22 protein-coding genes and 1 pseudogene are annotated in these 25,307 nt (G+C 47.8%); 19 read left to right on the top strand and 4 right to left on the bottom strand.

The window, feature by feature from the left end; genetic code table 11:
* Window positions 1-2 precede the first annotated feature (2 nt).
* The 12 genes from ACIFQM_RS05640 (at window position 3) to ACIFQM_RS05695 (ending at window position 15,853) form a co-directional block, all read left to right on the top strand.
* Entirely contained in the window at window positions 3-3,392 is a 3,390-nt protein-coding gene (locus ACIFQM_RS05640; protein WP_430039182.1) for a tubulin-like doman-containing protein, read from the top strand.
* Between the two features lie 3 nt (window positions 3,393-3,395).
* Window positions 3,396-5,762 carry a transcription initiation factor TFIID gene (locus ACIFQM_RS05645; protein WP_430039180.1) on the top strand — a complete coding sequence of 789 codons (2,367 nt, stop codon included), beginning with the start codon at window positions 3,396-3,398 and terminating at the stop codon, window positions 5,760-5,762.
* A 70-nt stretch (window positions 5,763-5,832) separates the two neighbouring features.
* Window positions 5,833-7,122, top strand: coding sequence for a vWA domain-containing protein (locus tag ACIFQM_RS05650; RefSeq protein ID WP_430039178.1), 1,290 nt, complete (start codon window positions 5,833-5,835; stop codon window positions 7,120-7,122).
* 18 nt (window positions 7,123-7,140) lie between these two features.
* A complete protein-coding gene (locus tag ACIFQM_RS05655; RefSeq protein WP_430039176.1) occupies window positions 7,141-7,794 on the top strand; it encodes a beta-mannanase in 654 nt (217 codons plus the stop codon).
* Window positions 7,795-7,810: 16 nt separating this feature from the next.
* Window positions 7,811-9,076, top strand: a complete 1,266-nt coding sequence (locus tag ACIFQM_RS05660) for a TRAFAC clade GTPase domain-containing protein (RefSeq protein WP_430039174.1) — start codon at window positions 7,811-7,813, stop codon at window positions 9,074-9,076.
* Complete coding sequence (locus ACIFQM_RS05665) at window positions 9,073-12,042, top strand: hypothetical protein (RefSeq protein ID WP_430039172.1); 2,970 nt, start codon at window positions 9,073-9,075, stop codon at window positions 12,040-12,042. Before ACIFQM_RS05660 ends, ACIFQM_RS05665 begins: the two co-directional genes overlap by 4 nt.
* Window positions 12,043-12,227: 185 nt before the next feature.
* Window positions 12,228-12,695, top strand: a complete 468-nt coding sequence (locus tag ACIFQM_RS05670; protein WP_430039170.1) for a MarR family winged helix-turn-helix transcriptional regulator — start codon at window positions 12,228-12,230, stop codon at window positions 12,693-12,695.
* 81 nt (window positions 12,696-12,776) lie between these two features.
* Complete coding sequence (locus ACIFQM_RS05675; protein ID WP_430039168.1) at window positions 12,777-14,159, top strand: MFS transporter; 1,383 nt, start codon at window positions 12,777-12,779, stop codon at window positions 14,157-14,159.
* A gap of 80 nt (window positions 14,160-14,239) precedes the next feature.
* Complete coding sequence (locus tag ACIFQM_RS05680) at window positions 14,240-14,809, top strand: hypothetical protein (RefSeq protein WP_430039166.1); 570 nt, start codon at window positions 14,240-14,242, stop codon at window positions 14,807-14,809.
* Window positions 14,810-14,877: 68 nt separating this feature from the next.
* On the top strand, window positions 14,878-15,027 hold the full coding sequence (gene rpmG / locus ACIFQM_RS05685; RefSeq protein ID WP_007430271.1) for a 50S ribosomal protein L33: 150 nt from the start codon (window positions 14,878-14,880) through the stop codon (window positions 15,025-15,027).
* A 93-nt stretch (window positions 15,028-15,120) separates the two neighbouring features.
* A complete protein-coding gene (locus ACIFQM_RS05690) occupies window positions 15,121-15,588 on the top strand; it encodes a hypothetical protein (protein ID WP_430048072.1) in 468 nt (155 codons plus the stop codon).
* 22 nt (window positions 15,589-15,610) lie between these two features.
* Entirely contained in the window at window positions 15,611-15,853 is a 243-nt protein-coding gene (locus tag ACIFQM_RS05695; protein WP_014281334.1) for a type B 50S ribosomal protein L31, read from the top strand.
* Window positions 15,854-16,120: 267 nt separating this feature from the next.
* Here the strand turns inward: ACIFQM_RS05695 and ACIFQM_RS05700 are convergent, their stop codons facing one another.
* From ACIFQM_RS05700 to ACIFQM_RS05710, 3 genes are read right to left on the bottom strand one after another with little or no spacing between them, the layout of a single operon-like run.
* Window positions 16,121-17,233, bottom strand: coding sequence for a CobW family GTP-binding protein (locus ACIFQM_RS05700; RefSeq protein ID WP_430039162.1), 1,113 nt, complete (start codon window positions 17,231-17,233; stop codon window positions 16,121-16,123).
* Window positions 17,234-17,251: 18 nt separating this feature from the next.
* Window positions 17,252-18,229: a TIGR03943 family putative permease subunit gene (locus ACIFQM_RS05705; protein ID WP_430039160.1), complete on the bottom strand. Its 978-nt coding sequence runs from the start codon at window positions 18,227-18,229 to the stop codon at window positions 17,252-17,254.
* A gap of 8 nt (window positions 18,230-18,237) precedes the next feature.
* Window positions 18,238-19,239, bottom strand: a complete 1,002-nt coding sequence (locus ACIFQM_RS05710) for a permease (protein ID WP_430039158.1) — start codon at window positions 19,237-19,239, stop codon at window positions 18,238-18,240.
* 256 nt (window positions 19,240-19,495) lie between these two features.
* Here ACIFQM_RS05710 and ACIFQM_RS05715 point away from each other — a divergent pair, with 256 nt between their 5' ends.
* The 5 genes and pseudogenes from ACIFQM_RS05715 to ACIFQM_RS05735 all read left to right on the top strand — a co-directional run bounded on the left by ACIFQM_RS05715 (window position 19,496) and on the right by ACIFQM_RS05735 (window position 23,529).
* Window positions 19,496-20,509, top strand: coding sequence for a CobW family GTP-binding protein (locus ACIFQM_RS05715; RefSeq protein WP_430039156.1), 1,014 nt, complete (start codon window positions 19,496-19,498; stop codon window positions 20,507-20,509).
* 35 nt (window positions 20,510-20,544) lie between these two features.
* Window positions 20,545-20,751 (top strand): annotated as a pseudogene (locus ACIFQM_RS05720) (ABC transporter substrate-binding protein); the annotation flags it as partial.
* 234 nt (window positions 20,752-20,985) lie between these two features.
* Window positions 20,986-21,693: a metal ABC transporter ATP-binding protein gene (locus ACIFQM_RS05725; protein WP_025685519.1), complete on the top strand. Its 708-nt coding sequence runs from the start codon at window positions 20,986-20,988 to the stop codon at window positions 21,691-21,693.
* On the top strand, window positions 21,639-22,487 hold the full coding sequence (locus tag ACIFQM_RS05730; protein ID WP_430065122.1) for a metal ABC transporter permease: 849 nt from the start codon (window positions 21,639-21,641) through the stop codon (window positions 22,485-22,487). Before ACIFQM_RS05725 ends, ACIFQM_RS05730 begins: the two co-directional genes overlap by 55 nt.
* A gap of 49 nt (window positions 22,488-22,536) precedes the next feature.
* Complete coding sequence (locus ACIFQM_RS05735; RefSeq protein WP_430048074.1) at window positions 22,537-23,529, top strand: metal ABC transporter substrate-binding protein; 993 nt, start codon at window positions 22,537-22,539, stop codon at window positions 23,527-23,529.
* Between the two features lie 215 nt (window positions 23,530-23,744).
* Here ACIFQM_RS05735 and ACIFQM_RS05740 read toward each other — a convergent pair whose 3' ends face one another.
* Window positions 23,745-23,996: a helix-turn-helix domain-containing protein gene (locus tag ACIFQM_RS05740; protein ID WP_430039150.1), complete on the bottom strand. Its 252-nt coding sequence runs from the start codon at window positions 23,994-23,996 to the stop codon at window positions 23,745-23,747.
* A gap of 170 nt (window positions 23,997-24,166) precedes the next feature.
* Here ACIFQM_RS05740 and ACIFQM_RS05745 point away from each other — a divergent pair, with 170 nt between their 5' ends.
* The gene (locus tag ACIFQM_RS05745; protein ID WP_430039148.1) at window positions 24,167-24,520 is read left to right on the top strand and encodes a hypothetical protein; all 354 of its coding nucleotides are present in this window, start codon (window positions 24,167-24,169) and stop codon (window positions 24,518-24,520) included.
* A 404-nt stretch (window positions 24,521-24,924) separates the two neighbouring features.
* Window positions 24,925-25,287: a response regulator gene (locus tag ACIFQM_RS05750; protein WP_430039146.1), complete on the top strand. Its 363-nt coding sequence runs from the start codon at window positions 24,925-24,927 to the stop codon at window positions 25,285-25,287.
* Window positions 25,288-25,307 lie beyond the last annotated feature (20 nt).

Below are 25,307 nucleotides of genomic sequence, written 5' to 3' on the forward strand. Positions count from 1 at the left end.
CTATGAAACCAGTAGTTAGAGAGCATATCCAGCAATTAGACGTATCACTCGGCGGAGGGATCGTAAGCGATAAAATCAGGGTTGATACCATTGATAATCCCATTTTGATTATCGGACTCGGAGGGACGGGTATTGATGCCCTCCTCCGCTTGAAATATCAAATTAACCGCAGATTCAAGCTGCCGGCAGATCCGGTTTCCAAGAAAAAGAGCGAGAAGCCGGACAACGTGGAATTTCTCGCTTTTGAAACGAATGAGCAGGATCGCAACAAAAAATATAAAGGGATCGGCTTGGACCCAATCAACGAGTTTGTACTGCTGTCCAATGCGGAAATCGGTGGCTTGCTGCAAAACCGCAGCATTTTGGAGCCATACATTACGGATTGGCTGTCACCCGAGCTGAGCATTACCGATGGCATGAACGGTGCGGCAGGGGTGCGGCAGGCTGGACGTTTGCTGCTGTTCACCAAAATTAATCAAGTCGTGCAAAGCATTGACAAGAAAATCAAAACCCTGTCTGAAGGCACCAATAAGAAGCTGATGGTGTTCCTGCTGTCCGGTTTGTCCGGCGGTACGGGGAGCGGTACCTTCCTCGATATCTCGTATATCGTCAGAGGGATTATTGAGCGTGATTACGGCTCCGCAGGTATAGACCGTGTAAATACATTGGGATATCTGTTTACGCCGGACATTAACCTGGCGAACAAAAGCCTGAGCGAGCATACACGCGAATATATTAAAAAGAACGGCTATGCCGCGCTCAAAGAGCTGGACTACTGGATGAATGTGGACAGCCGCGGAGAACGGTTCAAGCAGCAGTATGGCAACATTTTGACCGTGAATTCACCGCTGCCGCCGTTTAATCTGTGTCATCTCATTTCAGCGACGAATACCGAAGGCAAGCTGCTGGAAAACGCCTATGATTACTGCATGAATGTTACCGCCGAGAACATCACCAACTTTATGGCAAGTGAGGAAAAGCAGTCAGGCGAAGAGTTTGCGATTCATGACTATATCAGCAACATCCGTACCAATATTGCACAAATGAACAAGGCATATCCTGCCAACTACGATTACAATATTATCGGGGCTTCATCGGCGGTACTGCCGATGGAGGAAATGACGACATATCTGGCCTACCGGATGTTCGGTAAAATGTCCAAAATGTTCGAGCAATCGCCGAATCAAGAGGATGTGGAGAAGTTTGCCCGCAAGCTGGGTGTCGATCTGGACAGCATGATCAAAAACTTTGAATCTCGTGTTCCCGAACCGCTGCCAGGCTTTGAAAACAGCGAACGATTAAGCTACAACAATGTGGTCAAAATGCAAGTCGTGAATATGGACACAGAGCTGGAGCAGACGTTCCTGACCCGTGCACGTGAGGAATATATCAAGGCGAAGAAACAGCTTCCGGGTGAAATTACGGGGCAGTTTACCGACCAAATCCGTCGGATGTTCCTGCATCCCGAGCAAGGGCCGTTCTATGTGTCCCGTATGATTTATACGGAAAAAGGCTTTAGCTTGCTGAAAATGCTGCTTTCATACATTGAGACGCTGCGTGAATCACTGCATCGTATCCCAACGGATATTGAATGGGCGCGTGAACAGGCGGACGAAAAGCTGGGCGACGCCAAGAGCGCGTTCGTGTCCAAGGATAAAAAGAAAAATGCATACATTGAAGCGAAAATCAATGAATACTGGCTTCGGGCCGATGTGGAGCGTACAGAGCAGCTTATTGAATTTTATGAAGACCTGTATGATCTGCTGAATAAGGAAAACAGTCGCATTTATAATGTATTTACTGAAATTTTGAATGCTCTGAGCGCGATTTTCGAGAAGAATGGCGATCTGCTGATTAACGGCGAGGAGCAGTCCGATCACAGAGGCAACAAGACGTACTACTGGAATCTGGTCAGTGTGCCGGATATTTCCGAAGTCGTAACCAAGCTGCTGGATAAGCGTGATGGTGACGATCTGATTCGTGATTTTGCCCAAGAGTTGTTAGAAAATTCAGATCAATGGGTGAAGGATCAGGATATCGACATCATTAGTTCCATCTCCAACTTCCTGACCGACAAGTTCGGTGATCTGATTACCCGTTCGATGGAGGATTTCCTCGTGATGAAATACGGGCAGGATGAGGCCATTGACAAATTCGTGGAGCGCTATATTGCAAGTAAGCTGGATGAAGAAGCTGTGCCTGTGTTCCATCTGAGCAATAGCTCGGGTAACCTGTATTTCCCGTCATGGGGCTTCGTCTCGGTTCCGGTGCAGTCGCCTAACATTCTGAAAGGTGTTCGCAATTATCAAAATAATGCCATTGGTAAATCACACTTTACAATTAAGGAAAGCGAAGTCCGTAACCGGATTTTCTGGCTCAATACGCGCAATGGTGTGCCGTTGTTTGTATATACACCGCTCAAGGTGTATGAAGAAAGCTATGAAAAAACGATTCTTGACCGCGAAGGTATTGGCCGTCATCTGGTACAAACAGGCCAGAACAACTGGACGAATCTGCCGTCACCGATTCCTGAAAAATCGTGGGGAGAGACGTATGTCAATTCGCGTGTGCAAGCTTACAATGCCCGCATCCGTAACGACTTCGACCGTGCCAAGTCACTTGGCGTGATCCGTGAGAAGGATGTTGACCAGAATACGAGCAGCCGCTTTACTGTGCTGCGTTCACGTGCGCTGGATCTGAATGGTCTGCTGGCAGGCTACGATATGCGTTTGCAGGAATCCAAGCCGAATCTGGGTGAGGTGAAGAGAGCGTGGTCCGAGCTGAAGCGTCTGCTGGCTGAAGGGCTGGAACAGGCGGGAAGCAAGGACATCTTTGGCAGCATCAATGAAGAAATGGCGAAGGAAAACCTGATCCGTTCACCGGAGTTAACGCAGGTGGTTCGTGAAGAGCTGGCGAAATATACTCAAATGGAAGCGAAGGCCGCCGAGCTGGAAGCCTTGCTGGGCAAATATCAGGATGAGGAAAAATGGCTGGATCAGTTCATTCAGGCACTCTATACCGACACGATTACGAAGAAAGGCGCTTTATACGTCTATGACCGTGACGAAGAGGAAGAGGCTTGGGAGCCATTTGCCAATGTCATGAAGAGTCGTAATTACGTGGAGTTTGAAGTGTTTACGAACTTCCGTGGTCTGCAAGAGAAAAAATATGCAGCCCTGATGCGTAAGGCGGACCGCCGTGATGCTGTACTGACTTCGTCTGAGGATATTACGCCGCTCTTGGCGAAGCTGGATGAACTGGCTGCAATCTACTTGGAAGCCCGGAATCAATTGGAATATGAAAAGGTGGAGCTGGCTAACGGAGCGGATCTCTATGCGTTCTACGCTCAAATGTCCGGGAAACTAAACGATATTCGTAGAAAGTTGAAGTAAAGTATGAGAGAGCAGCTGTTACGTTATGCGGCTGACTATGCAGCCGCAGAGGATCAATTCATCGGTAGCGGGGATGGACGCAGCAGCATCCATTTCCCGTCCGTGTTTCTTTTTATCGGTGACCGTATGGGCCCGGTGATGAACACCATTGAAGATATCAACCGGACCAAGTGGGATAACAGTACGGGGGTAACGTACATTCACATCCGGTCGCAGGAGGAGCCTGCCACTGTAGATTGTCCGGTGGGTGCCATTGTCCATGCGGTAGCAGTACCGGAGGAAAGTAGCCACAAAACCGGACGACGTGATTTGCATCAGGCTTTTTATACACATGAATCGCAGTTGATTGAGCTTAACAACGCGTTGCGCCGGGCTAGTGGGCACTTGGCGGATTACGGTCGTTTGTATTCCTCGTTCGAGCGTGTCCATTTGTCGATCCTGACGACAGCCGACGATCCCATGAATGTATTGGTTCCCGAGATTACGTTGTTGGCGGAATACATTTTTGCGCAGTCCTTTAAGTCGGTACAGATGGATCTGTACGTATTAGTCAGCGAAAGCGATCAGACAGCCCAATTTGGCTATAGCAGCGCAGCGTCAGTCGCTTTTATGAGGGAACTGGACTATATCCAAAGTCCAGATTATACGTTCACGGCGCCACTGCATATGACTGAGGACAAACTGACCATTCCAGTATCGCATGCTCCGTCGCCGTTGTTCGATCTCGTCTATGTGCTGTCCGACAAGAACGAACGCGGTGTAACGGTGCCGAATAGCCTGCGAGAGAGCTGTGATATCATTTGCCACATTCAGCTTCTCAAAAACCGCTATCAGGCGGGAGATTCCTATCGGTCACAGGATGGCGGGTACAACAATACATCGTTTAAAAACAACATTATGACGGAATCCGGGCGGCAGGGCTATGTGTCGGCCGGATTTTCCCGGGTCAAGCGCCCTAATGAGTCGATTGCGCTTACAGTGCTGCATCACTTTTATGTGAAGCTGCTGGCGCGTATGAGAACAGAGCAGGAATGGGATATACGCGATAAGCTGGATTATTTCGGCTTGGATGCTGCCGAGCGCAGCCGTACACGTAATGACCTCGTTCCTGGTAATGAGGTCATTACGGACATGAGCGCTTTAATGACCAGCGGAGCCAGCTACGGCTCGTTAAAGCGAATGACGCTGCGCGAGGCGGAGGAAGCCTTGTTCGGACAGGGCTGCGAAGCCTTTTTTCGCGATAATTGTGAACGGATCGTACACAAACGGTTGGGGGATTTTCAGGCGGAATTACGTCTGCAAACGTCTGTGAACGAATCGGCTAGGGAGCACCCCGAGATCGGTTTGTTCGAGCTTACGGACTGGACGGATGAGAATAAGACCGGGAATGTGCTTACCGTCATTCGAGGACTGATTCGAGATACGTCCAATGACTTGCAGATCAGCGCTGCTGAGCTGGATGCCCTGTATAGCGGACGAGTGGAAGACCAACCCTTTCAACGTTTGCCGCTGATGGATAAACATAATGTGCGCAGCTTGATCCGTTACCTGATCGAGACGGTCTATGGTCACAAGCTAAACATGCTGTGGATTCAAACGGACCTGGAGCTACTTCGCCGTTATGAGCTGGCTCTTGAAAAATGGCATATGCAGGCGAAGCATATTACCGTACAGCTTGCCAATCTGGAGCGTGATCTGCATCAGGCTGCAACGGACAGCGTCCGTCAGGCTGACAGCTATACAGGTCAAAACCTGTTTGAGTACTATGAGCGTGTGACGGAGGATGTCATGCGTGAGCTGGAGACCAAGCGGGGAAAAGCTGTATTCTTTGATGCCCGGCACATGGGTCCTGTATCCGGTTTGTTGGATGGCGGTCCGTCCAAGCTGGTGGATCGACTCACACAGACTTGCCGCACCCTGATCCTCAGCGCACAGCCGTTTAACCAGACATTCGAGGAAGAATTGCTGCGGCGGGCGAATGTGGCTGCTGCCTATGAAAACCGGCTGGTCGTTCCGAAGGATGAGCTGTTTAAAAAACTGTACCAAACGCTGGAGGAAAACGGCGGTATTAACGTACGTTTGCTGGATTACACCCATGAGCATCGGTATGAGGAAAAATATTTTTTTGGTGACTATGAAGGCGAATTTCTCCCGTATGCGCTGGATGTGGATATTACCTCGCGTATTTACAAGCTGGGGTTTGTGCATGAGCGTCGCAGCAGCGGGGTAGAAAAGCTTCATTTGATGGGTGGTTTCCATCTGGAGGATCTGATGGTCTACCGCAACGGCAAGACGTATTATGAGACATATATCGCGAATGGTTTCGTGTTTCACGGGATCAATGCGGATCGGCTGCCGGAACTGCGGTAGCAACATAGTAATCCCACGAGGAATTTTCAAAATCCTCCTACTTTAATTATGGAAGGAAGCAACGATTCTTATGAAGCAGCGTAAATTTAATGTTCTCCTGCTGCTGTTCGGCTTGCTGGGCGCCGTAGTCGGCTTCATCATTGGAGAGCTGATTCTTAACAAACTGATAGGGTACTGGCCACATATCATCGTGATTGGGCTGTATTTTGGCATCATGGCGCTGTGTATTGGTCTCGGATGCCTGCTCGGCGAATGGATTTCGCCACAACTGAACGGGCCGTCATGGCGGCAGCGTTACTCCGGTCTGTCCTGGAAGCTGCTGGTCCCTGCTACGCTGGTGATGCTTTTCGTAGCAGGGCTGTTGCTGGAGTTGGGCTATCAGGTGAACCCGGAAGGTCGCAAAAGCGTACAGGATCTCGTGCTCGTCATTGATAATTCCGGGAGTATGGAACAAACAGATCCCGACAATGAACGTCTGACAGCCGCCAAGAGTCTAATTGGCCAAATGGATGGAGACAAGCGGGTAGCCATTGTTTCCTTTGAGTCCACTGCGCAGTTGGTTCAGCCGTTTACCCCGATTGGCACAGCTGCGGAGAAGCAAGCCGTTTATGCCAAAATTGACAGTATGCAGACCTTAATAACAGGCGGCACAGAAATCGGTCTTGCTTTGGATGAAACCATCAAGGAAATCGAAACTCAGGGTAATGCGGATAAGGGCTCTCTCGTCATTATGCTGTCTGACGGCTTTAGTGAGTTGGATACTCGGACGGCATTGGCTCCTTACATCTCCCGGCAGATTCCGATTAATACGATCGGGCTGAAGCTCGCTGAATCCGATGGTATAGCATTATTGCAAAATATTGCTGGGCTGACGGGCGGAGCCTACTCCAACGTAGCGAATGCCCAAGGTCTTGCTCAGGCGTTCGGTAAAATTTATGACAAAATCGGCGACCGTACACTGGTAACAGAGCGAACAGGTGAATATGCGGACAGTCTGTATTTTGCCATTTATCGTGTTACTGCACTGGTGATTATCGGCGTCCTGCTGGGATTGGCACTCGGACTGATGTTCGATAACCGTTTTCTGGCGCGGAATTTCGCGATTGGCGGGGTTCCTGCCGGATTGCTGGCTGGCTTTATTTTGGAAAAGGGCCTGTCCGGCTCGTCCATCGGTGATTTGCTGATTCGTTTGGTGGCAGCGCTCGTATTGGCGAACCTGATCGCCGTCTTCTCGCTCGTATTGCCAGTTGCGGAAAATACTCGCCGTTCTTCCGGCGGAGGAAGCCCTGGTAACCCATCAGGTAGCCGGAGAGGGGAAACGGAAGGCCCGCCGCGCAATCGACGCAGCAGTGGATTTTAGAACGGGAGGCTGGAGCTAATGCAGTATAGGGATGCACAGCCCGGTGATCCTGCTATTTCGGAGCTGAGCCACAAAATTGACGACAACCGGGTTGTGCTTCGCTGGCAGTGGCCAGAAGGAATCGCCGTGGTATATATTGCGAAACAATTAGCCGATCCGGGTGTGAACGGGCAAGAAGACGCCGAAGCGTTGCCGGCTTTTTCAAGCCTTAAGCTCTTCACACGTGAGGAATACAAGGCTGCTGGCAGCTACCGTGACCGGATTGATGGCATTGGACGCGTTCGGTATACCGTGTATCCGGCTGTACGGGAGGACGGAGATACTTTTGTAATCCGTCAGCAGGATGGAGCTAACCGACTGGAGCTGAGCACGGGTAAAGCTAAAATCAGATATGCGGTCCACCACAAAAAAGGCTGGTTTCGCAGCCGCAAAACGGTGCAGATTCAGGTGACGGCTGAAGTTCCTGTTCCGCAGGAGGCGCTTTGCTATGTGAAAAAGCGTGGTGGCTATCCGGCAGACCAGGAAGACGGAACCTTGTACCCGTTTACGGCACCGTTTGTCGCGGGACGGAATGTGTTGCCCGCTGTCGAAGTGGGCGGAGATGAATTTGTGCGGCTGTTTTTTACGGACGGCCAGAAATATGGCACGGTATATGAATTAGTCCCTGAATGAAAGGAGGCCGCAACCGATGAGTTTTCTTAGCAATTTATTCAGAAGAAAGCCGCAGGCAGCACCAAGGCCGTTATTTTATGATATTGTGTGCCCTTATTGCTTTAGTAAGTTTTCCCCGGAGGAAGTTGTATTCCGTGCTTCTCATCACCGTGAGGATGACGAGGATTATGCTTTGGGCGAGGATGAGCTGCTGAACAAATACCGGGAGCGCTTTGGTTTGGACAGTGTGCATGATATGGAGGCCATTCTTCACCCCCTTGATGTTCCTGAGGAGCATCGTTTGTACTCGGATCATGTACTGTCAGGTCTGACGGATCGCTACGGCGAGCTGACACGTCGCAGATTATGTCCACATTGTCATAATGAGCTGCCAGTGACCGCTGGCAAGGTGCCGAGTAATATCATTTCGATTATTGGAGCTTCGCAGGCGGGGAAATCTGTCTATATGACCTCCCTGATTCATACGTTGCAGCATGTTACAGCCGATCATTTTGATGCGGCTTGCATGCCGCTCAATGCGGAGATCAGCCGCAAGTTCCGTACGATGTATGAGGAACCGTTGTTTGAGCGAGGGGATCTGCTGACCTCTACACAGAAAGAAAAGATGCAGGAGCCTTTTATCTTCCAGTTTGTGTTTAAGGATGAGGAAAAGCCGCCACTGACGCTGGTGTTCTTTGATGTCGCCGGTGAGGGGATGGTCGATCAGGACTATCTGGGTTTACACGGACAGCATATTAAAAACTCGGCGGGCATTTTGTTTATGGTTGATCCGCTGCAAATCCGCTCTATTCGGGAGCGTATCAAGATCAACATCGGCGACAAGCCGGGCGAGTTTGTTTCGCAATATGATGAGCCGCGTGATGTCGTACTTACGATGTTCGGTGATTTTATCGCATATCAGGAAAAAGGGAAGACGGACATTCCAACCGCCATTGTCCTGACCAAAAGCGACATGCTCACTGCGCTGGCAGATGAAGAAGGCACGTACATCAAGACGAACAGCAATATTTTTAATCCAATGGAGCACCGGAAGTATATGGATTTGGATGAGTTTGCTAATATTGATGGCGAAGTTCGACGGTTCATTGAAAAGGTCGATAAGCCGTTCAAGGGCACGATGGATGTGTATTTTACAGATACGGCCTATTTTGCGGTTTCCGCCTTGGGCAGCAATCCGGTAGATCAAAAGCTGCAAGGGTTGGTTAGTCCGATCCGTGTGGATGAGCCCTTCATTTGGCTGCTTTACAAGCTGAAGTACATTGAGGGGAGAGAATCACAGTGAGTAATTCTACCTCTCATTTGATACAGCAGCAGATGTACACACGGGAACGGCGTGGTATTTTCCGTTCAACGGAAGGCTTCGATACGGTGGCCAATTCCAAGGGGCTGGACACTACCTTTATTAAAAAGGTGCTGCATCCCTTGTGTGTGTATGATGCGCCTGCTGCTTTAACAGCGCGTGGTGAGAAGCAGGAGAGCGTCTACCCGGAAGCCATGCATCTGGTACGGACGGAGTCAGGGGATGTGGTGCTGGGACGCAGTATCTACAAGGCAGCGGATTTTACCGGGCTGCGGAGCGCCTTTTTTACGCACAATTATGTGATTTCAGCCGGGCAGGGTGAATCTCCGTCTGATTACAAGCAGTGGCTGAACACATCTTTTGTCGATACTTACGATATTGAGCAAGGAACGGAATTGCCGGAATTGGAGCGTCTGCCGGGTGGGAGCGTATTTCCATCTGTTGATCCGTCTGGGGTGCTGTCTCAATTGCAGCTCGGTGAAGAAATGTTCAAGCAGCTTCTATATGCAGTCATGATGTCGGCTACTGGCCGTAAAAAGGTATATGTAGCACTGAACGTTCCAGTAGAAGCGGTGGCATCTTCAGCCAAGCTGCTGCTGGGTGTGTTGTATGCGGCGCTGCCTTATGCATTTCGCAACAGGCTCGGATTTCTTACATATGCGAAGGAGCCACACAGCAGAAAAGGCATTCATTTGATGTTTGTTGAGCCTTTCAGTTTGCGTCCCGGGGATCGGAATGTGGAAAAGGATTTTGTATTTGACCTGACGAACAGTGGTCGGGTACTCAATGTGGATGCAGAGCAGGTGAGACAGCCGTATTTTGACTGGATTACCCGTACGTTGTTGAATGGCGAGACGCCAGACGATTTTTTCAAATTTGCGGAGCAAATGCTGGCTGGCATGGAGGCAGGGCGTGACCTGACGCTATCCAGCTATCACGAGCTCATTACACTGTATAGAATAGAACAGGAAGAACGCGGGTTATATAACGAACGGCGCATTTCCGTACTGAGAAGCTTAACCGACTATTTATCTTCTCCCGATGCGTTGCCACGTAAAATGCGGCTAAATGACTTATTTCTGTCGTTTTTTGATCATGAATTTGATCGGGTGAAGGATGGATATATTCCTGATGTGGGTCTGGTTGACTGCTTCAAGGATTACTATAAAGTTCACGCGCGTAGCAGCGAGAATCGGTTGGTGGAATATTTAATCCGCTCGCTGAATAACGCCTATACCGCCAGAAATACGGAAGCTGTCACTTATATTTATCATACGATTGAAGAAAATCCTTCATTGGGCAAGTCGTATTTTACGAAGGTGCTGGGTAATCCGGCGCTCACAAAGCTGCTGTTTATTCCTTACATGGATAGCCAGATGAAAAGAACACCGGATGTGAAGGGGTTGCTGGCTGTCGTGCATGAATGGGGCAGTCGATATATTGAAGTATCGGCGAATGCCGATTTTCAGCTTTTAGCTGAGTCCGCATTGATGGGCAAACTGCGTGCCGAAAGAAAGCCGGTAGAGGCTGTGGCTGCTATTCATCAACGGTTGCAACAATGGGAAAGTAGCTCTACGGGGGGCCAACTCTCTCCACTGGAGCAATCCGGGTTAACGGAACGCTTGAAAGAAGCGTCGGATCGGTATTTGCTTACAGAAGTGGAGCTAAAGGAAATCTCACCTGATCAGGTCGTACAGATTCCGTTCTTGACACGTCCTGATTTGGTGCAGTGGGTTGGGAAACTGCAAGCCCCGCTCAAGGGACAGGCGGTGCGCTTGATTGCGGCCTACGATTGGTTTAGCACGGAGAACCCTGAACCGTCAGTACTGGAGGGCCTAGAGCCGGGCGAAGTGGAAAAGGTGCAGGACTGGGCTTACAGCTGGCTGCCCCAGCAGCTTGCGGAGGGTCATTTTGCCCGTCTGCTGCCCGCCTTCTATCGTTCCGATGGCACGGGTGAAGGAATACTGGATTTTGCCCGTCTGGTTAGCTCGATTCGCAAATGGGCGAAGGATAACGATACGATGTATCGTTTTATCCGCTGGTCGGAGGGACATGCCGAATTTGCTACGCCACGGGGCGGTTTTGAACCCGCCTATCGACGCGCGTTGCTTTTGTTCTTACAGAAGGAAGGACGCGAAGGGCTACATAAAAAAACGCTATGGCGTGAATATTTTGAGCCTGCCAAGCCTGTTTTTAAAAATTTCTATATGACAGCAAGGCGTGAGACGGATACACCTTTAGTCAAAACGCTTCGTCGCTTTCGCAAGGGTGGGGTGATTTCCGGGATCGTGCTTGTCGTCATTGCAGGCACGCTAGGCGGCCTGCAAGCAGCGGGGGTAATCGGCTCGGAAACCACGCCAGCACCTGTCACTACACCCAAGCCAGTGCAGCCGCCTGTAGTGGAGCCTACAGTACCCGTAAAGGAAGAGCCTACGGCGATTGTGACTCATGTGCCCAATACCAAGGCGACTACGAAAATGGTCAAGCTGCTGTTTGCTTTTCAAACATCGGCGGAGCAGGCGGCGTTTAAGCCTAAAAAGCTCGTCATTGTCGGTGCGGATCAACAGGAGTATTCATACGAAAATTTTACGCTTGCTGAACAGAACGACAAGGAAGCAGCCAGTAAAGCTAACACTGGTCAGTCCGGTGACGCGAAAACCGGCAGTGCCACTACAGGAAGCACGACAGCAGGGGGGGCTACTGGCTCAACAGTTGGGGGTACATCCAGCAGAAACAGCGCTGATCAGGCCGGAACGGTGACAGGCCAATCGGGCACAGCAACCGATGGAACCGGAACCGACTCTGACGCGCCAACCGAGTATGACCTGAAGCAGTATCCTTATCGCACACTGCTGACCATTTGGCAACGACTGGAGTTAGACGATGCTAGTACAGTTACGGTGGATAGAGAAGAGTACCCGCTGGTTCAAGTGAAAACCGCTGACTAAATGTTTTTTCATGTACAAGCAAAATGAAATAGAAATGAAGTAAAAGACGGGCTTCCTTACAGGGCTCGTCTTTTACTGTAATCACTTTTAATTTTCCGAAAGTATTGACACTAGATAGGCGACTGTTTAAGATTAGTTGGAATTCAAACCATTAAAATTCAATGATTGTGGAGGTTAGTAACGACATGGGAAGTGGAGTATATCCCGTTTGTCTCCCCTGGGAGGAAGAGAGCACGATATATTTAATTAAATGGATTTTTACAACAGTCCGCCGCGAGATTGAGACGGCCTTGCTTCCTTTGGGGCTTACCTCCCCGCAATCGCAGACGCTTTATATACTGGAAATGTCGCCTGGAGTGACCACTACGGATTTGGAAAAGCTGCTGCTTATTGATAAATCAAGCGTCACCAGCCTGATGAACGGGATCGTTAAGAAAAACTGGGCAGTACGCAAAAGTCACCCTCAAGATGCGCGTATGAAGCAGATTTATTTGACTGAGGAAGGCTTGAAAATTCACAAGGTAGCTGAGCATACAGTTGAGCAGATTAAAAGCTCGGTAGGCGTAATCTTATCTGTGGGGGAGTCAGAGACTCTTCGGGGTCTGTTGAAAAAAACACTTCACAATTACCGCCCTGCGAACGCCCGCGTTTGAACGGATATGCCCGGATAGGGGTACTCAAAAGCTGACTTCTTGCAGCATAGATAAGATTTTACAGGAGAGGGAAGAGACCGGATGATAAAAGAACAAACTTATCCCAATGCGGATAAGCTTATGCGTGTGTTGGCCTTCACACTTGTTTTTTCAGTGATGAACGCCTTTATGTTTAATGTAGTCATGCCTGTGATTCGCGAGGAGTTTCATATTAGTGCTTCCGATGTGAGCTGGCTGCTGACCGGCTATATGATTGTGTATGCGGTTGGCTCCGTGACTTATGGAAAGCTGGCGGATAAATACCGTCTCAAGGATTTACTGACGTTTGGGATTATCTTTTTTGCGTTAGGTTCACTTATTGGTCTGTTGGCCAATCAATTTTGGATGCTGATTGTAGCCCGTCTGCTTCAGGCCGCAGGGGCTGCTGTTATTCCAGCGACAGCTATGATCATTCCTGTCCGTTATTTCTCTGCTGAAAAAAGAGGACGCGCCTTGGGCATTACTGCAATCGGATTGGCACTGGGTACGGCGCTGGCTCCGATTATTTCCGGTTTGATTACAGGCTTTGCAAGCTGGCGTTTTCTGTTCGTTATTTCCATGCTGCCGCTTATCGCCTTGCCATTCTTTCGCAAATATTTGGACAACCAGCGTGGAGAGAATCAGAAATTTGATTTTCTCGGTGGATTGCTGCTGGGCGGAACGGTAGCCTTCTTACTGCTTTCCATTTCGCAAAGCAATATTATATTTTTTCTGGTCGGTATGGTGCTGTTTGCTCTGTTTATATGGCGGATCACTACCGCTAAAGAGCCATTCATTCAGCCCAAGCTGTTCCGCAACAAGCAATATTCTTACGGATTGTTTATAGCCTTCTTGGGAGCAGGGGTTAGCTTTGGGCTGCCGTACCTGGCTCCGCAGTTTCTGAACAGTCTCAATCAGCTTACGCCTGCAACAATTGGATTGATTATGTTTCCGGCTGCCATTGCGTCGGCTTTGCTTGGTAAAAGCGGTGGGCGTTTGGCCGATAGCAAAGGAAATTCATTTCTAGTCTATACGGCAGTTACGCTTATGTTTATCTGCTTTATCAGCTTGTCTACCTTTGTGGGCGCGTCTCCGTATCTCATTTTATTTTTGCTCATTTTCGGCAATGTAGGTCAAACCTTTATGCAGATTGCCATGTCTAACACGATTTCCCGTACCTTGTCGACGGATCAGATTGGTGTTGGAATGGGCCTGCTGTCTTTGCTGAATTTTATTTCCGGTGCAGTGACGACCAGTATTTTGGGTAAAACGCTAGATACCTCGTCTACCTTTCACCTGAATCCTGTCGTATCCAACGTGCAGGTGTTCAATTTTAGCAATATATTTACGGTTCTTGCGCTGATTGCGCTCGCGACCATGGGACTTTACGCCTTGCAGTTTCGCCGGGGCCCACGCCGCAATACGACTGCTGCCCAGCAAGGATAAACATTTTATGCAAACTCATGCCAAAACAAGGGTATAATATAGAAGGAAAAGTTCATCTACGGAAGGATGGAGTGTCCGGCATGACAAGAAACCTTCAATATGTACCCTATGGCTATGAGCCTCCAGTCGAGACGCATAAAGGGACTATGATCTATTATGATACGTTTGAGCAGATTACAGCTGGAGAGCTGGAGATTTTTGCTGAAACGGGAGCTGCGTTATCCTTTAAAAAGCTGGTACTGTACCCTTTACATGAGGAAACAGTCAGAAGAATGTGGAAGCAGCCGGTTCGCTCGTATTACAAGAGGGTGGACGACCTTGGGGAGTGGCAGCGGGAGCAGGCTTTGAGTGCTGTCGTAATTGAGAGCTGGGAAGGTAAACGCAAAAAGTATACGCCGATTGAAGCAGCAATCCGTTTTCTGGCGGAAAAATATACTCGCCCGCTTTTTCTGTATATGAGTCCTGAAACTGCAAATTTGTGTGCATCCTATGCGTCGTTCGATGAATGGATCAGAAACGTCAGATTGGTGCTTTCGAACGAGCCATTAGAACTTCATCCGAAGCTGGCACAGTACCGTAATCGCTGGAATACAGTAGAAGAAGCGATAAACCGTCAGCCAAAGGTTGACAAAGAGCAATATGAATTATAGAATAAAACTAATCGTAAAAATTACTATTGTAATTGTATACCATGTATTCCATTTAAGGAGGAAGAGAAATGCGCGTAATTGTTACCTTGGCATGCACCGAATCTGGTGACCGCAACTATACAACAACCAAGAACAAAAGAAATCATCCGGAGCGTCTTGAAATGAAAAAATACTCTCCGCGTCTGAAAAAGTATACGATCCATCGTGAAACTAGATAATGTAGGTTTGCTACATAGCAGCCTGAATTGTTTTGCGTCCTGAACGAAGCCTGAAATCTAATGAATATAGGGCTTCATGAAAGGAGCCATGGCATGGTCTCTCCACTTCATGATGAAGAAATCGTGTTAAGTTTGCAAAAGCCTGCGTTATGGAACCAGCGAAAACTTGAATTAGTCCAGTGGATAGAGCGTCCAAAGATAAAGCTTACGCCTAAGCGAATAGCTTTTTTTCATGGCTGTACGATAGATGTGGAGTTGCATAGTACGCTTTGCCTTTTGAATCGAAAGCACGTGGCAACCGAGTTCTCCTGTGCTGGTGTCAGCATTTGGGACGAGCCGGAGGACCATTCACTATATGCTTATATAACGATGAAGGCTGACGAAAGATCCGGGGCGTTCATGCAATGGGCGATGCGATATATGCGGCATCGTTTGCTTGTCGTTTACGAACCTGAGCGCAACCGTTACGATCTATCGTCTTTTTTTCTGGGACATAACCGTTCCTTTTGCCAACTGATGGAGTATTGCGCCAGTACGTTTGAGTTTGAACCCATAAAATAATATGAAAGCTTAGGTGAATAATATGAAAAAAGATCTTCATCCAACATTGAACAAAGTTATCTTTTTGGACCCTAGCTGTGGATTCTCTTTCTTGAGTGCTTCCACTAAGTATTCCCAGGAAACGATGGAATGGGAAGATGGCAACACCTACCCGGTTATCCGTGTAGATACTAGCTCCGCTTCTCACCCGTTCTTCACTGGTAAACAAAGAAACGTGGATATCGGTGGACGTGTGGATCGCTTTAACAAAAAATATAACCTATAGAACAAGACGAGCGTTATGTTCACGGATGATACAAATAATTCGTGAACATCGCTTTTTTTTATTATCTACAGATAGATACATACGCAAATGAGAACAACAAATCATTTTACACAATCGAAATTGAAGACTCTTAGTGGATATTGGTGTTTTGGATGAGATTTATGGTTATTGTGACCGTTGTACGGATCAATTGCGCAAGAAGCCTTAATGAGTGAACCCTCCGACAGAAGTGGAGGGTTCTTTTTTATATCAAACCAGATTTGTCTGTTAAAGCGAAATGAAGCACTGCTCCCATTGTTCGGTAATGGATGCTTTGTCCAGATGCTCCCCAATGAGCGTGACGTACCCCTGACTCACGGGGAATGCGGTGGGCTGCCACTCCAAATGACTTCCAGAATATTGCAAAAGCATTGTACCTTCGTGTGGAAGCACGCAATAGCCTTTCGCCCGAAGCAGCGAGGAACCAAGCCCGGTCAGGAAGCTTTCCAATCGTTGCTTTTCCAGCGGCTGTGGAGAATATTGATGCAGCGTTAAGCTCTCCAGACGGGAAAACGAATGGGGTTGGTTGGGGTCGCTGATGTGGCTATGACTGTGCGCAGAAATGACTTTGAATGCCGTACTTCTGGAGATACTGCCGGTTCGTCCGATACTTTTGGCGGAAGTAGGGTCGTCCGATGCGGCTGCATCGGTTCGTTGCGCCTGTGCTGCTGGCGTGGGTTGAGATACCTGTACAGGTTTTGTGGTAACGGATACAGAGGCCAGTACAGGCTCCAGCAGTGGTTCAAGGTCAACTTGACTATACTCAGCGGTTTGCAGCTTGGCCGTATCGTTGAGCTTGCGGATGCTCTTGACGACCTTCGTCACTTCACGGCTACTTGCCGCATCTGTCTTGTTCACCACAATGAAGTCTGCGGTGCGAAGTTGCCCGTGCAGGGTCCGAACCAGCTCTTTGTCAGCGGTGAAGCGGCTGTTGTATTCATGAAAAAGCTTAGCGTCCACAACACTGATGCTGTGAACCAGATAAAGTCGATCCGCCAGCAACGGGGAGTGAAGCTCTTCCAGCACTTGCTCAGGGTTGGCTACCCCTGTGGTTTCCATAAAGATCAGATCCGGCTCCTGACTGAGTAAGGTGTCCAGAGCGCCTGCCAGCTCACTTTTTTTGCTGCAACAAATGCAGCCCTCCAGCAGTCCTTCCACCGATACGTCGGGCATTTCTTCAGAAATAATGGCACCGTCTACATCGTATTCACCCATTTCGTTCATTAATACAGCGGGACGGAGCGGAAGTTGGCGGGTATGGGCCAGCAAGCGCAGAAGCAGTGTCGTTTTGCCGCTGCCAAGAAAACCGCTGATTAATATCACAGGAACCTTGTTCATCATTATTCCTCCTTGTTAGGGTTAGTGTGTTGCATTCAAGCGATCAAAGGTGGCTACCGAATCTGCCTGGGTATAAACATAAGGGGATTCCGGCTGTGCCACAGTGGTTATTTTCTCGGATCGAATTTCGAGTACGGGGGTATTGCCTTTCTCTGTGGCATGTAATGTGCCCTCAATGGTCACCCACGTATCCTTGTCAAAGGACGGGACCTTCTTGGATTGGACGATGATTCCGAATGGCATGGCATCGGCAGTACAGCACATGACAAGGAACCTTCCCACCGCAAAAAGACCTTTGCCCGGCAGGCTGCCGTCTTTGTAGACAAAGCCAGTCACCTGCACCTTTTTTCCTTCAAAAGCGTGCTTATACAATTCGATGGCTCCAATGGTTTCGGAAAAAATCTCCGGTTTGATTTGTATGATCGGCTGCTGATATAGACGTTTCGCCAGCTCGGCAAATTCTACGTTGTACTTATCAGGCGAAACGAACAGCTGATCCAGCGTTTCCTGACTCCATGTTCCCCCTGGAAGGGGTAAAGCTGGCGGGGGAAAGGCGGTCGATAAAATAGAGGAGGCCTGTGCTTTCGTGGTCTGTATATCTGTTTTGCGCCGGATCTCCGGGTTGGGATACGTGAAGGACATGCCTTTTTTGGCCGCCATATCACTGCCAAGCGCCTGATCGGGCAGCAGCGACCCGAATAGCAGCGGAATGAGCAGCATTCCGTATACAAGCGTTTTTTTGAACCAGCTTTGCGGTAACGGATGCTCGCAATCACATAAATCCTCATCTGCTCGCTCCCCGGCTATGCCGTGCCATGCCATGGCCAGAGCGATAAACAGCAGGGGCACAGGGCAGAGCAGGAGCAGCTTTTGCATTTGCGGAGCCAGATAGTAATGAAGGGAATTCGAGCGGCTCAAGGTGATGATATACACAGCCAATCCAATCATGAAGAAGGAGCGCATGCCATACTGCCAGCGGATGCTAAAGGTTGAATTCACGTTCGTATTCACCTCCCCAATAACCATTCAGCAGCTATAGAGCCCACCAGAACAAGCGAAACAATGAGCAAGCACAGAACGGCGACAAATTTGGTGCGGAAGGTGCTTAGCAGCATGAGCGTGCCCTTGAAATCCAGCATCGGACCGAGTACAAGAAAGGATGCCAGCGGACCCAGTGTAAAGGTATGCGAAAAAGCAGTAGCCACAAAGGCATCGGAGGTGGAACACAGGGACAGTACGTAGGCAAAGCCCATCATAAAGGCGTACGAGCCAGCTGTTCCACTGCTTAACGAAAGCATTTCATCACGTGGGATGAAGGTCTGGATGGAGGCTGTCAGCAACGCGCCGATAATGAGATATTTGCTCATGTCCAAAAATTCGTCGCCAGCATGTACAAAAAAGCCCCGCCATGTGCGATTGTGGCGATGAGTTTGGTTGTTCTGCTTTGGCTGGTTAAAAGAGAGCAACGACCGTTTGAGCGGATGCACACGCACAAAGGCATACACGACCAGCCCAATGATCGCGGAAACGACAAAGGCCAGCCCCATTCGAACGGCAGTGACCTCAGGATGGGAAGGGAAGGCCATCATCGTCGCAGCCAGCACCACGGGATTGATAATCGGCCCGCTTAAAATAAAGGTGATGCCCATATAGGCAGGCATTCCTTTGAGCATCAATTGGCGAACGACAGGGATCATGCCGCATTCACAGATGGGAAACAGCAGACCCAGCAAAGAGGCCAGCAGGACACCCGGCACAGGATGTGCAGGCGCTATTTTGCGAATCCATGTTTCCGGTACGAGCCATTGTAAAAGGGATGAGACGAGTACACCGATAAGGAGAAACGGGACAGCTTCCAGAAAGATGCCCATAAATACCGTTTTTAACGGTTGCAGTTGACTCATATCTAACGAACGAAGCCATCTGGGAGATAGCGTAACAAGCACAGGGATGAGAAAGGCAAACGGAATCAAAAAAGGTAGCATCTTCAACAGCGTACTGGTTTTCATTCCACGGCTCCTTGGAAATAAGGGTTCTTATCTACAACCTATGCCTGTCATGGGACAAACATGCCCGCTGGTAGCGTCTGGAGTACTCCTTTATGGACAAGTTCAAGCGTGGTCATCTATATAATTGTGTTCTTTAATTGGACAATGAGCTGTATTAATTCGTAAATATAACGATTAAAATTCGACAAACGATTGCAAGAAGGAATTTTTTACGGTACGATCCTTATTAAAACGTTGTAAAGACAAGGAGGATTTTATGATACCGATTGTTGTTTTATCCGGATTTTTGGGCAGCGGTAAAACAACTCTTCTTCAGCATGCGCTGGCTTACTATAAAGGGCAGGGACTCAAGCCGGCTATTTTGATGAATGAGTTGGGCGATGTTAATTTGGACGGCAGTTTGGTGAACGGCCAGGCTCCCATGAAGGAAATGCTTAGTGGCTGCATATGCTGTACCATTCGCGGAGATTTGGGCGTGGAGCTGATGAATCTTGCTGAGGAATATAAGCCGGACGTGATTATCGTAGAATGTACCGGAGTGGCTAATCCGATGGAAATTGTAGATGCGGTGACAGATGCCTCCATCTATTCCTCAATGATTTTACAATCCGTCATTACGGTGGTGGATGCGCGTCAATTTCTGGATTTTGCCTCGGGTCACGAGAGAAACAAGTCGTATCGCTTAATGCAGGATCAGCTTCGATGCGCTTCCAAGCTGATTATTAACAAGACCGATTTGTTGGCTGCGGGCGAGCTACAGAAGGTACAGGCACTCGTAAAAGAAATAAATCCATACGCACTGACGGTGAGTACGCAAACAAGCGACGTGGACGCGGGTATCTTTTTCTCCCTTCAAGGAGAGGAACGTATGCACGTTTCGCGGCAAAAGGAGTCCATAGCCGATAGCGGGAATGATCACCATTATGACCACCAGCATAGTCATCACGAACATGGGGAGCATTATCATTCCTACGACCATGTAGTTGTTCACACGCACTTCTTTGGGCAACCTGTGCCACGCTCCGAGTTTGAACAGTTGTTTCGCAGTTTGCCAGCTGAAATTTACCGAGCCAAAGGAATTGTACGTTTTCTGGAATCAGAGGGTCAGATGATGTTCCAGTTTGCCTACCGGGAGTTGGAAATCATTCCGATTCGCCCGCAAAAGCCAGTGAATGATGTAGCCGTCGTCATGGGCGAAAATTTCTCTGCTTCCGAGATTGAAGAACGGTTGAGAAAGCTGGAAGCAGCCGGAGAACCGTACACATATTAGAAGACGTATAACAGGACATACTAAATATTGGACATATTGTGAAGTGCAATGCTGACGTCATTGTCATTCTGGACTATGGAGATACATCGCTGGTGGATAAAGAGAAGCTGCTGCTGAGCAAGCCCGCTCTGGCTGGTGTGGAAGCGTTCAAAAACAAACGATTTGCAGAGCTGTCTCTGTCCGTAGCGACTGAAGGTGTGCGTGCGCCGATTGCGCTGAAAACCTTGGCTTTCAGCCTGTAACGGGACAAAGTAAAGTAAACGAGTAAAAGATCTACAAAACATTGACGAACCTTTCCTAAACTGTTAAACTTGCTAATGCGTAAAGGTTACGTTTATCAAACGCTTATTTTTTTATTATCTAATCGTAATAATTACGGTAGATGGTTTAATGAGAATAAACGACCTGGAGAATCTGCGCGGAGGTATGTCGCTCAGATGGCTCCAGGCTTTTTAAAGGAAAGGGAGATTTGCGTCATGTTATTAGCCTCACTGGAACAAGTTACATTTGGCTACGGGGATGTTCCTAACCTGGTGGATGCCAATGTTGAAATTTTTTCTGGCGAATTTGTGGCCATTACCGGGCCAAATGGGGCTTCCAAATCGACAATGCTCAAATTGTTGCTCGGTTTGCTTCAACCTTGGAAGGGCAAGGTGTTTATGTCCGACCGCACAGGTGAGGGAAAGAAGCTTGTTGTTGGATTCGTATCGCAGCAAATTGCTGCTTTTAATGGCGGATTTCCAAGTACCATCCTGGAATTTGTCCGTTCAGGAAGATATACTCATGGCTCCTGGTTGCGCCGCATGCGGCCTGAGGATCATGATCTGACAGAGCAGGCGCTTCGTCAGGTAGGCATGTGGGATTTGCGTCATCGTAAAATCGGCGAGCTGTCCGGTGGACAGAAGCAGCGCATCTGTGTGGCACGAGCGCTCGCTCAGGAATCGGATTTGCTCATTTTGGATGAGCCTACGACCGGTATGGATCAGGAAAGCCGCCATCACTTCTACGATCTGATGAATCAGCAGGTTAAGGAATATGGAAGAACCGTAGTCATGGTTACCCATGGACTATCGGAAGTGCAACATTATCTGGATCGTATTATTGAACTTGAGAGGAAGGAAGATGGCGGATGGAAATGCTGCACTACGACTTCATGCAGCGGGCATTTTGTGCCGGTGGGGTAATTGCACTGCTGGCCTCGGTGCTTGGAGTGTACCTGATGCTGCGGCGTCAGGCTCTGATGGCGGACATGCTATCGCATGTATCACTGGCAGGGGTGGCAGCGGGTGCCTATTTGGGCATTAATCCGACAATAACCGGTTTTATTGTAGCTATAATCGGAGCGATTATCGTTGAATACGTCCGCAGGTCTTATAAAACGTACAGCGAGATTTCTGTGGCCATTATTATGGTAGGTGGCCTGTCGACGGCTGTGATTCTAATGAATCTGAATCAGAGTATTAATAAAGGCTTTTCTGCTTATTTGTTCGGTTCAGTGGTGGCGGTCAATCAGACAGAGCTGATGTTGATGATCGCAGTGGCTGTGATCGGGGGTATTTTCTTTTTCGTATTCCGGCGTCCTTTGTATCAGATTACCTTTGATGAAGAAACGGCGAAGACAAATGGCCTTCCTGTCAAATCTATTTCATTTGCGTTTAGCATTTTGACAGGGATGATTGTAGCCGCTGCAATGCCGATTGTCGGTGTGTTGCTTGTCTCCTCACTGATTGTGCTACCGGCGGCATTGGCCATTCGAATTGCACCGAGCTTTTCCGCAGCCATCTGGATATCTATGGTGACTGCATTGACCGGGGTATTTTCGGGTTTAACGGCGTCGTATGAACTGAGTACACCCCCAGGGGGGACGATTGCCATGGTGCTGTTATTATTCCTGATCGTGGGAACCGGTATTCAAAAGCTGGTCCGCAAACTGGGTAAACAGCAGGCCTCCCGGCAGAAGAATGCAGCACGCCAGTGAATGAAACAGTTCGTATTCTTAAAAACCAAACAATAAAGGAGTTATGAGCATGAATACATGGTTCAAAAAATCATTCGTATTGTCTGCGGGGCTGGCACTTATTTTGTCCGGCTGCGGAGCCAAATCTGATCATACAGCTACCAACACTCCCCAAACCGAGCCGAATCAGGCACAAACGACGGACAGCGGCAAAAAGCTGAAAGTGGTTACCACTTTTTATCCGATGTATGAGTTTACAAAGCAGGTCGCTGGAGATCATGCTGATGTAACCGCGCTGATTCCTGCTGGTGCGGAGCCGCATGACTGGGAGCCAAGCGCCAAAGATATGGCACAGGTGAAGGATGCCGACGTTTTTGTATATAATGGTATTGTCGAAGGCTGGGCAGAGCAGGCTTTGAGCAGTGCGTCTAGCGACAAGCGTGTTGTGGTCGAAGCAAGCAAAGGGCTGAACCTGATGGAAGGTACTGCTGAGGAAGAAGGAGAAGCGCACGCTGAGGAAGGTCACAGTCACGATCATGTGCTGGACCCTCACGTATGGCTTGATCCGGTATTGGCCCAAAAGGAAGTAGAGTCCATTAAAGCGGGTCTTATCTCTGCAGATTCTGCGAACAAAGCAGATTATGAAAAAAATGCTGATGCGTACATCGCTAAATTGAAAGAGCTGGATATCGAGTTTAAAACAGGTCTGAAAGATGTAAAACGCAAAGACTTTATTACCCAGCATACGGCTTTTGGTTACCTGGCTAAGCAATACGGCCTGACCCAAGTGGCGATTTCCGGACTATCTCCGGAGCAAGAGCCTACACCAGACAAGCTGGCGGGCATTATCAAATTTGCTAAAGAAAACAATGTGAAAACCATTTTCTTTGAAACCCTTGTTGATCCAAAGGTCGCTGAGACCGTAGCTACTGAAATCGGTGCAAAAACCGATGTACTGAACCCACTCGAAGGGCTGACGGATGAAGACAAGCAGAAGAACCTCGACTACCTTGGCGTTATGAAAAACAACCTGGAGGCTTTGAAAAAGGCCCTGAATGAATAAGACTGTAAACTGACATTGGAACGACTCCAGTGTCAGTTTTTTTATGTCTGTATAAGCTGAATTCAAAAGTTATCTATCGTGCCACTACGCATCTGGATGGTGCTTCCCATCGCCACCGCCTTAGTAAAATCGTATTTTACAACTTTATTATTATATTTACTTATTGCTATAAGCAGTTATCTCTATTACGTAGACCATAAAAAGCGATCTCTCCATTAGACAGAAGAGAGATCGCTTTTTGCGTTGCGTGGGATATATTCCAGAACATCGCTCAGGTTATGTCTCTGACCTGTAAGTTCTTCTAATGTGTCGAGAATATGACTTAATGTTTCCAAATCTATGCGTTTTGTCTTACCATCGCACATGTCGTAAATTAAGTTCGGTCGAACTTTTGCTTCGCGAGCCAAGGCATTTTTTGTGATTCCTGCTTTGACCAATGTTTCTTCTAACTTTATGCTTATCGCCAAAAATAATCACCTCTTATTAATTATTTTACCCTGTTAGTAAGCATTATGAAATAATCATAATATTTATAAAAAATCTTTTTAACAAAAGGAATTGCTAATTACATTTGCTCGGTTATAGGCTAAGTTTTGATCTGGTTAAATAAAATTTTTTAAGAAAAGAGGAGAAGAACATGTCAGACATTGCTATGCTTGAGAAGATTGTGATTGTTCATGTATGGGAAGAGGAAGAACTTGATTATGAAACGAGTGAGGCTTATCTTATTAAGCCAGGATATGCTGTGTATGTTCTAACTGGTGCTGTTCATTTGGCAAGAGTGGAGAGAATTTATCAAACGGGTTTGCATCGTTTTTACGTGGAGGATCGTAGCACTGCATCTATTCAATTAGCATCTTGTGTAACAGGAGACATACCTGTAAAGATACAAGAAATTGTTATGAAGCTATTGAGTAAAAATGCATTAGATTGGCTTACTTGTGATGTAATGCATGGTATGATAGGGGGTTTTGAATTTGAAACATTATAATATAGGCTACATATTCCAAAGTTAGAAATCCTAAAGAAATAGAAATTGTCAACCAAAACGGGTTCATAAATTCACATGAAAACGGAGTAGGCGGAATGGCACGATAGGTCACTTCTAAGTCCAGCTTATATAGTGCTAAGGTTCCAGTGGATACCTAGTACTTTGTGATCTTTACTTTACAGGAATAATTTACGTCATTATGAAAATCTGTTTTGAAAACTAATTCAATAGTATCTAGTTTGAAATTCCGTTTGTAATCCAATGGTAGCGTTTTTATTTTTACAGATTTTTTCTATTAACTTCAGTTATTATTTCACCGATATTGAAACTTGGATAGGCATTTTGTTCAGCAGTCAGCATCTGAATGAAGAAGTACGATATATAAAACGACAGGAGAGATTACCTTGGCAACCATTATAGTCGTCGACGATTCTTTATTTATGAGATCTGTACTTAAGGATATTTTTTTGGATTTGGGTCACTCTGTTATTGCGGAGGCGGAAAATGGGTATGATGCTGTTTTGAAATACTCGAACCTTCGTCCAGATTTAATCACCATGGATATCAATATGCCCAAGATGAATGGACTTGAGGCTGTTGAAAAGATTATAAGGCTGGATCCCGAGGCTAAAATTTTAATGTGCTCTGCTTTGGGTCAGCAAGAAGCGATTATCAAAGCATTTCAGGCAGGTGCAAAGGATTTTATTGTTAAACCATTTCAAATGGAGAGAGTTGTGAATGCAATCACAAAAATATTTGGTAGTTGATTAATCGGGTTAACCGTACC

The sequence above is a fragment of the Paenibacillus sp. NRS-1782 genome, from assembly GCF_050467685.1.
Lineage (GTDB): Bacteria > Bacillota > Bacilli > Paenibacillales > Paenibacillaceae > Paenibacillus > Paenibacillus terrae_A.

What these genes read in the sequence shown, in the direction of transcription:
- ACIFQM_RS05735 (WP_430048074.1), top strand. Translation starts at nt 22,537, where the DNA reads ATGAATACATGGTTCAAAAAATCATTCGTATTGTCTGCGGGGCTGGCA.
- ACIFQM_RS05730 (WP_430065122.1), top strand. Translation starts at nt 21,639, where the DNA reads ATGGAAATGCTGCACTACGACTTCATGCAGCGGGCATTTTGTGCCGGT.
- ACIFQM_RS05670 (WP_430039170.1), top strand. Translation starts at nt 12,228, where the DNA reads ATGGGAAGTGGAGTATATCCCGTTTGTCTCCCCTGGGAGGAAGAGAGC.
- ACIFQM_RS05745 (WP_430039148.1), top strand. Translation starts at nt 24,167, where the DNA reads ATGTCAGACATTGCTATGCTTGAGAAGATTGTGATTGTTCATGTATGG.
- ACIFQM_RS05695 (WP_014281334.1), top strand. Translation starts at nt 15,611, where the DNA reads ATGAAAAAAGATCTTCATCCAACATTGAACAAAGTTATCTTTTTGGAC.
- ACIFQM_RS05640 (WP_430039182.1), top strand. Translation starts at nt 3, where the DNA reads ATGAAACCAGTAGTTAGAGAGCATATCCAGCAATTAGACGTATCACTC.
- ACIFQM_RS05700 (WP_430039162.1), bottom strand. Translation starts at nt 17,233, where the DNA reads ATGATGAACAAGGTTCCTGTGATATTAATCAGCGGTTTTCTTGGCAGC.
- ACIFQM_RS05660 (WP_430039174.1), top strand. Translation starts at nt 7,811, where the DNA reads ATGAGTTTTCTTAGCAATTTATTCAGAAGAAAGCCGCAGGCAGCACCA.
- ACIFQM_RS05645 (WP_430039180.1), top strand. Translation starts at nt 3,396, where the DNA reads ATGAGAGAGCAGCTGTTACGTTATGCGGCTGACTATGCAGCCGCAGAG.
- ACIFQM_RS05680 (WP_430039166.1), top strand. Translation starts at nt 14,240, where the DNA reads ATGACAAGAAACCTTCAATATGTACCCTATGGCTATGAGCCTCCAGTC.
- ACIFQM_RS05710 (WP_430039158.1), bottom strand. Translation starts at nt 19,239, where the DNA reads ATGAAAACCAGTACGCTGTTGAAGATGCTACCTTTTTTGATTCCGTTT.
- ACIFQM_RS05690 (WP_430048072.1), top strand. Translation starts at nt 15,121, where the DNA reads ATGGTCTCTCCACTTCATGATGAAGAAATCGTGTTAAGTTTGCAAAAG.
- ACIFQM_RS05715 (WP_430039156.1), top strand. Translation starts at nt 19,496, where the DNA reads ATGATACCGATTGTTGTTTTATCCGGATTTTTGGGCAGCGGTAAAACA.
- rpmG (WP_007430271.1), top strand. Translation starts at nt 14,878, where the DNA reads ATGCGCGTAATTGTTACCTTGGCATGCACCGAATCTGGTGACCGCAAC.
- ACIFQM_RS05650 (WP_430039178.1), top strand. Translation starts at nt 5,833, where the DNA reads ATGAAGCAGCGTAAATTTAATGTTCTCCTGCTGCTGTTCGGCTTGCTG.
- ACIFQM_RS05725 (WP_025685519.1), top strand. Translation starts at nt 20,986, where the DNA reads ATGTTATTAGCCTCACTGGAACAAGTTACATTTGGCTACGGGGATGTT.
- ACIFQM_RS05655 (WP_430039176.1), top strand. Translation starts at nt 7,141, where the DNA reads ATGCAGTATAGGGATGCACAGCCCGGTGATCCTGCTATTTCGGAGCTG.
- ACIFQM_RS05675 (WP_430039168.1), top strand. Translation starts at nt 12,777, where the DNA reads ATGATAAAAGAACAAACTTATCCCAATGCGGATAAGCTTATGCGTGTG.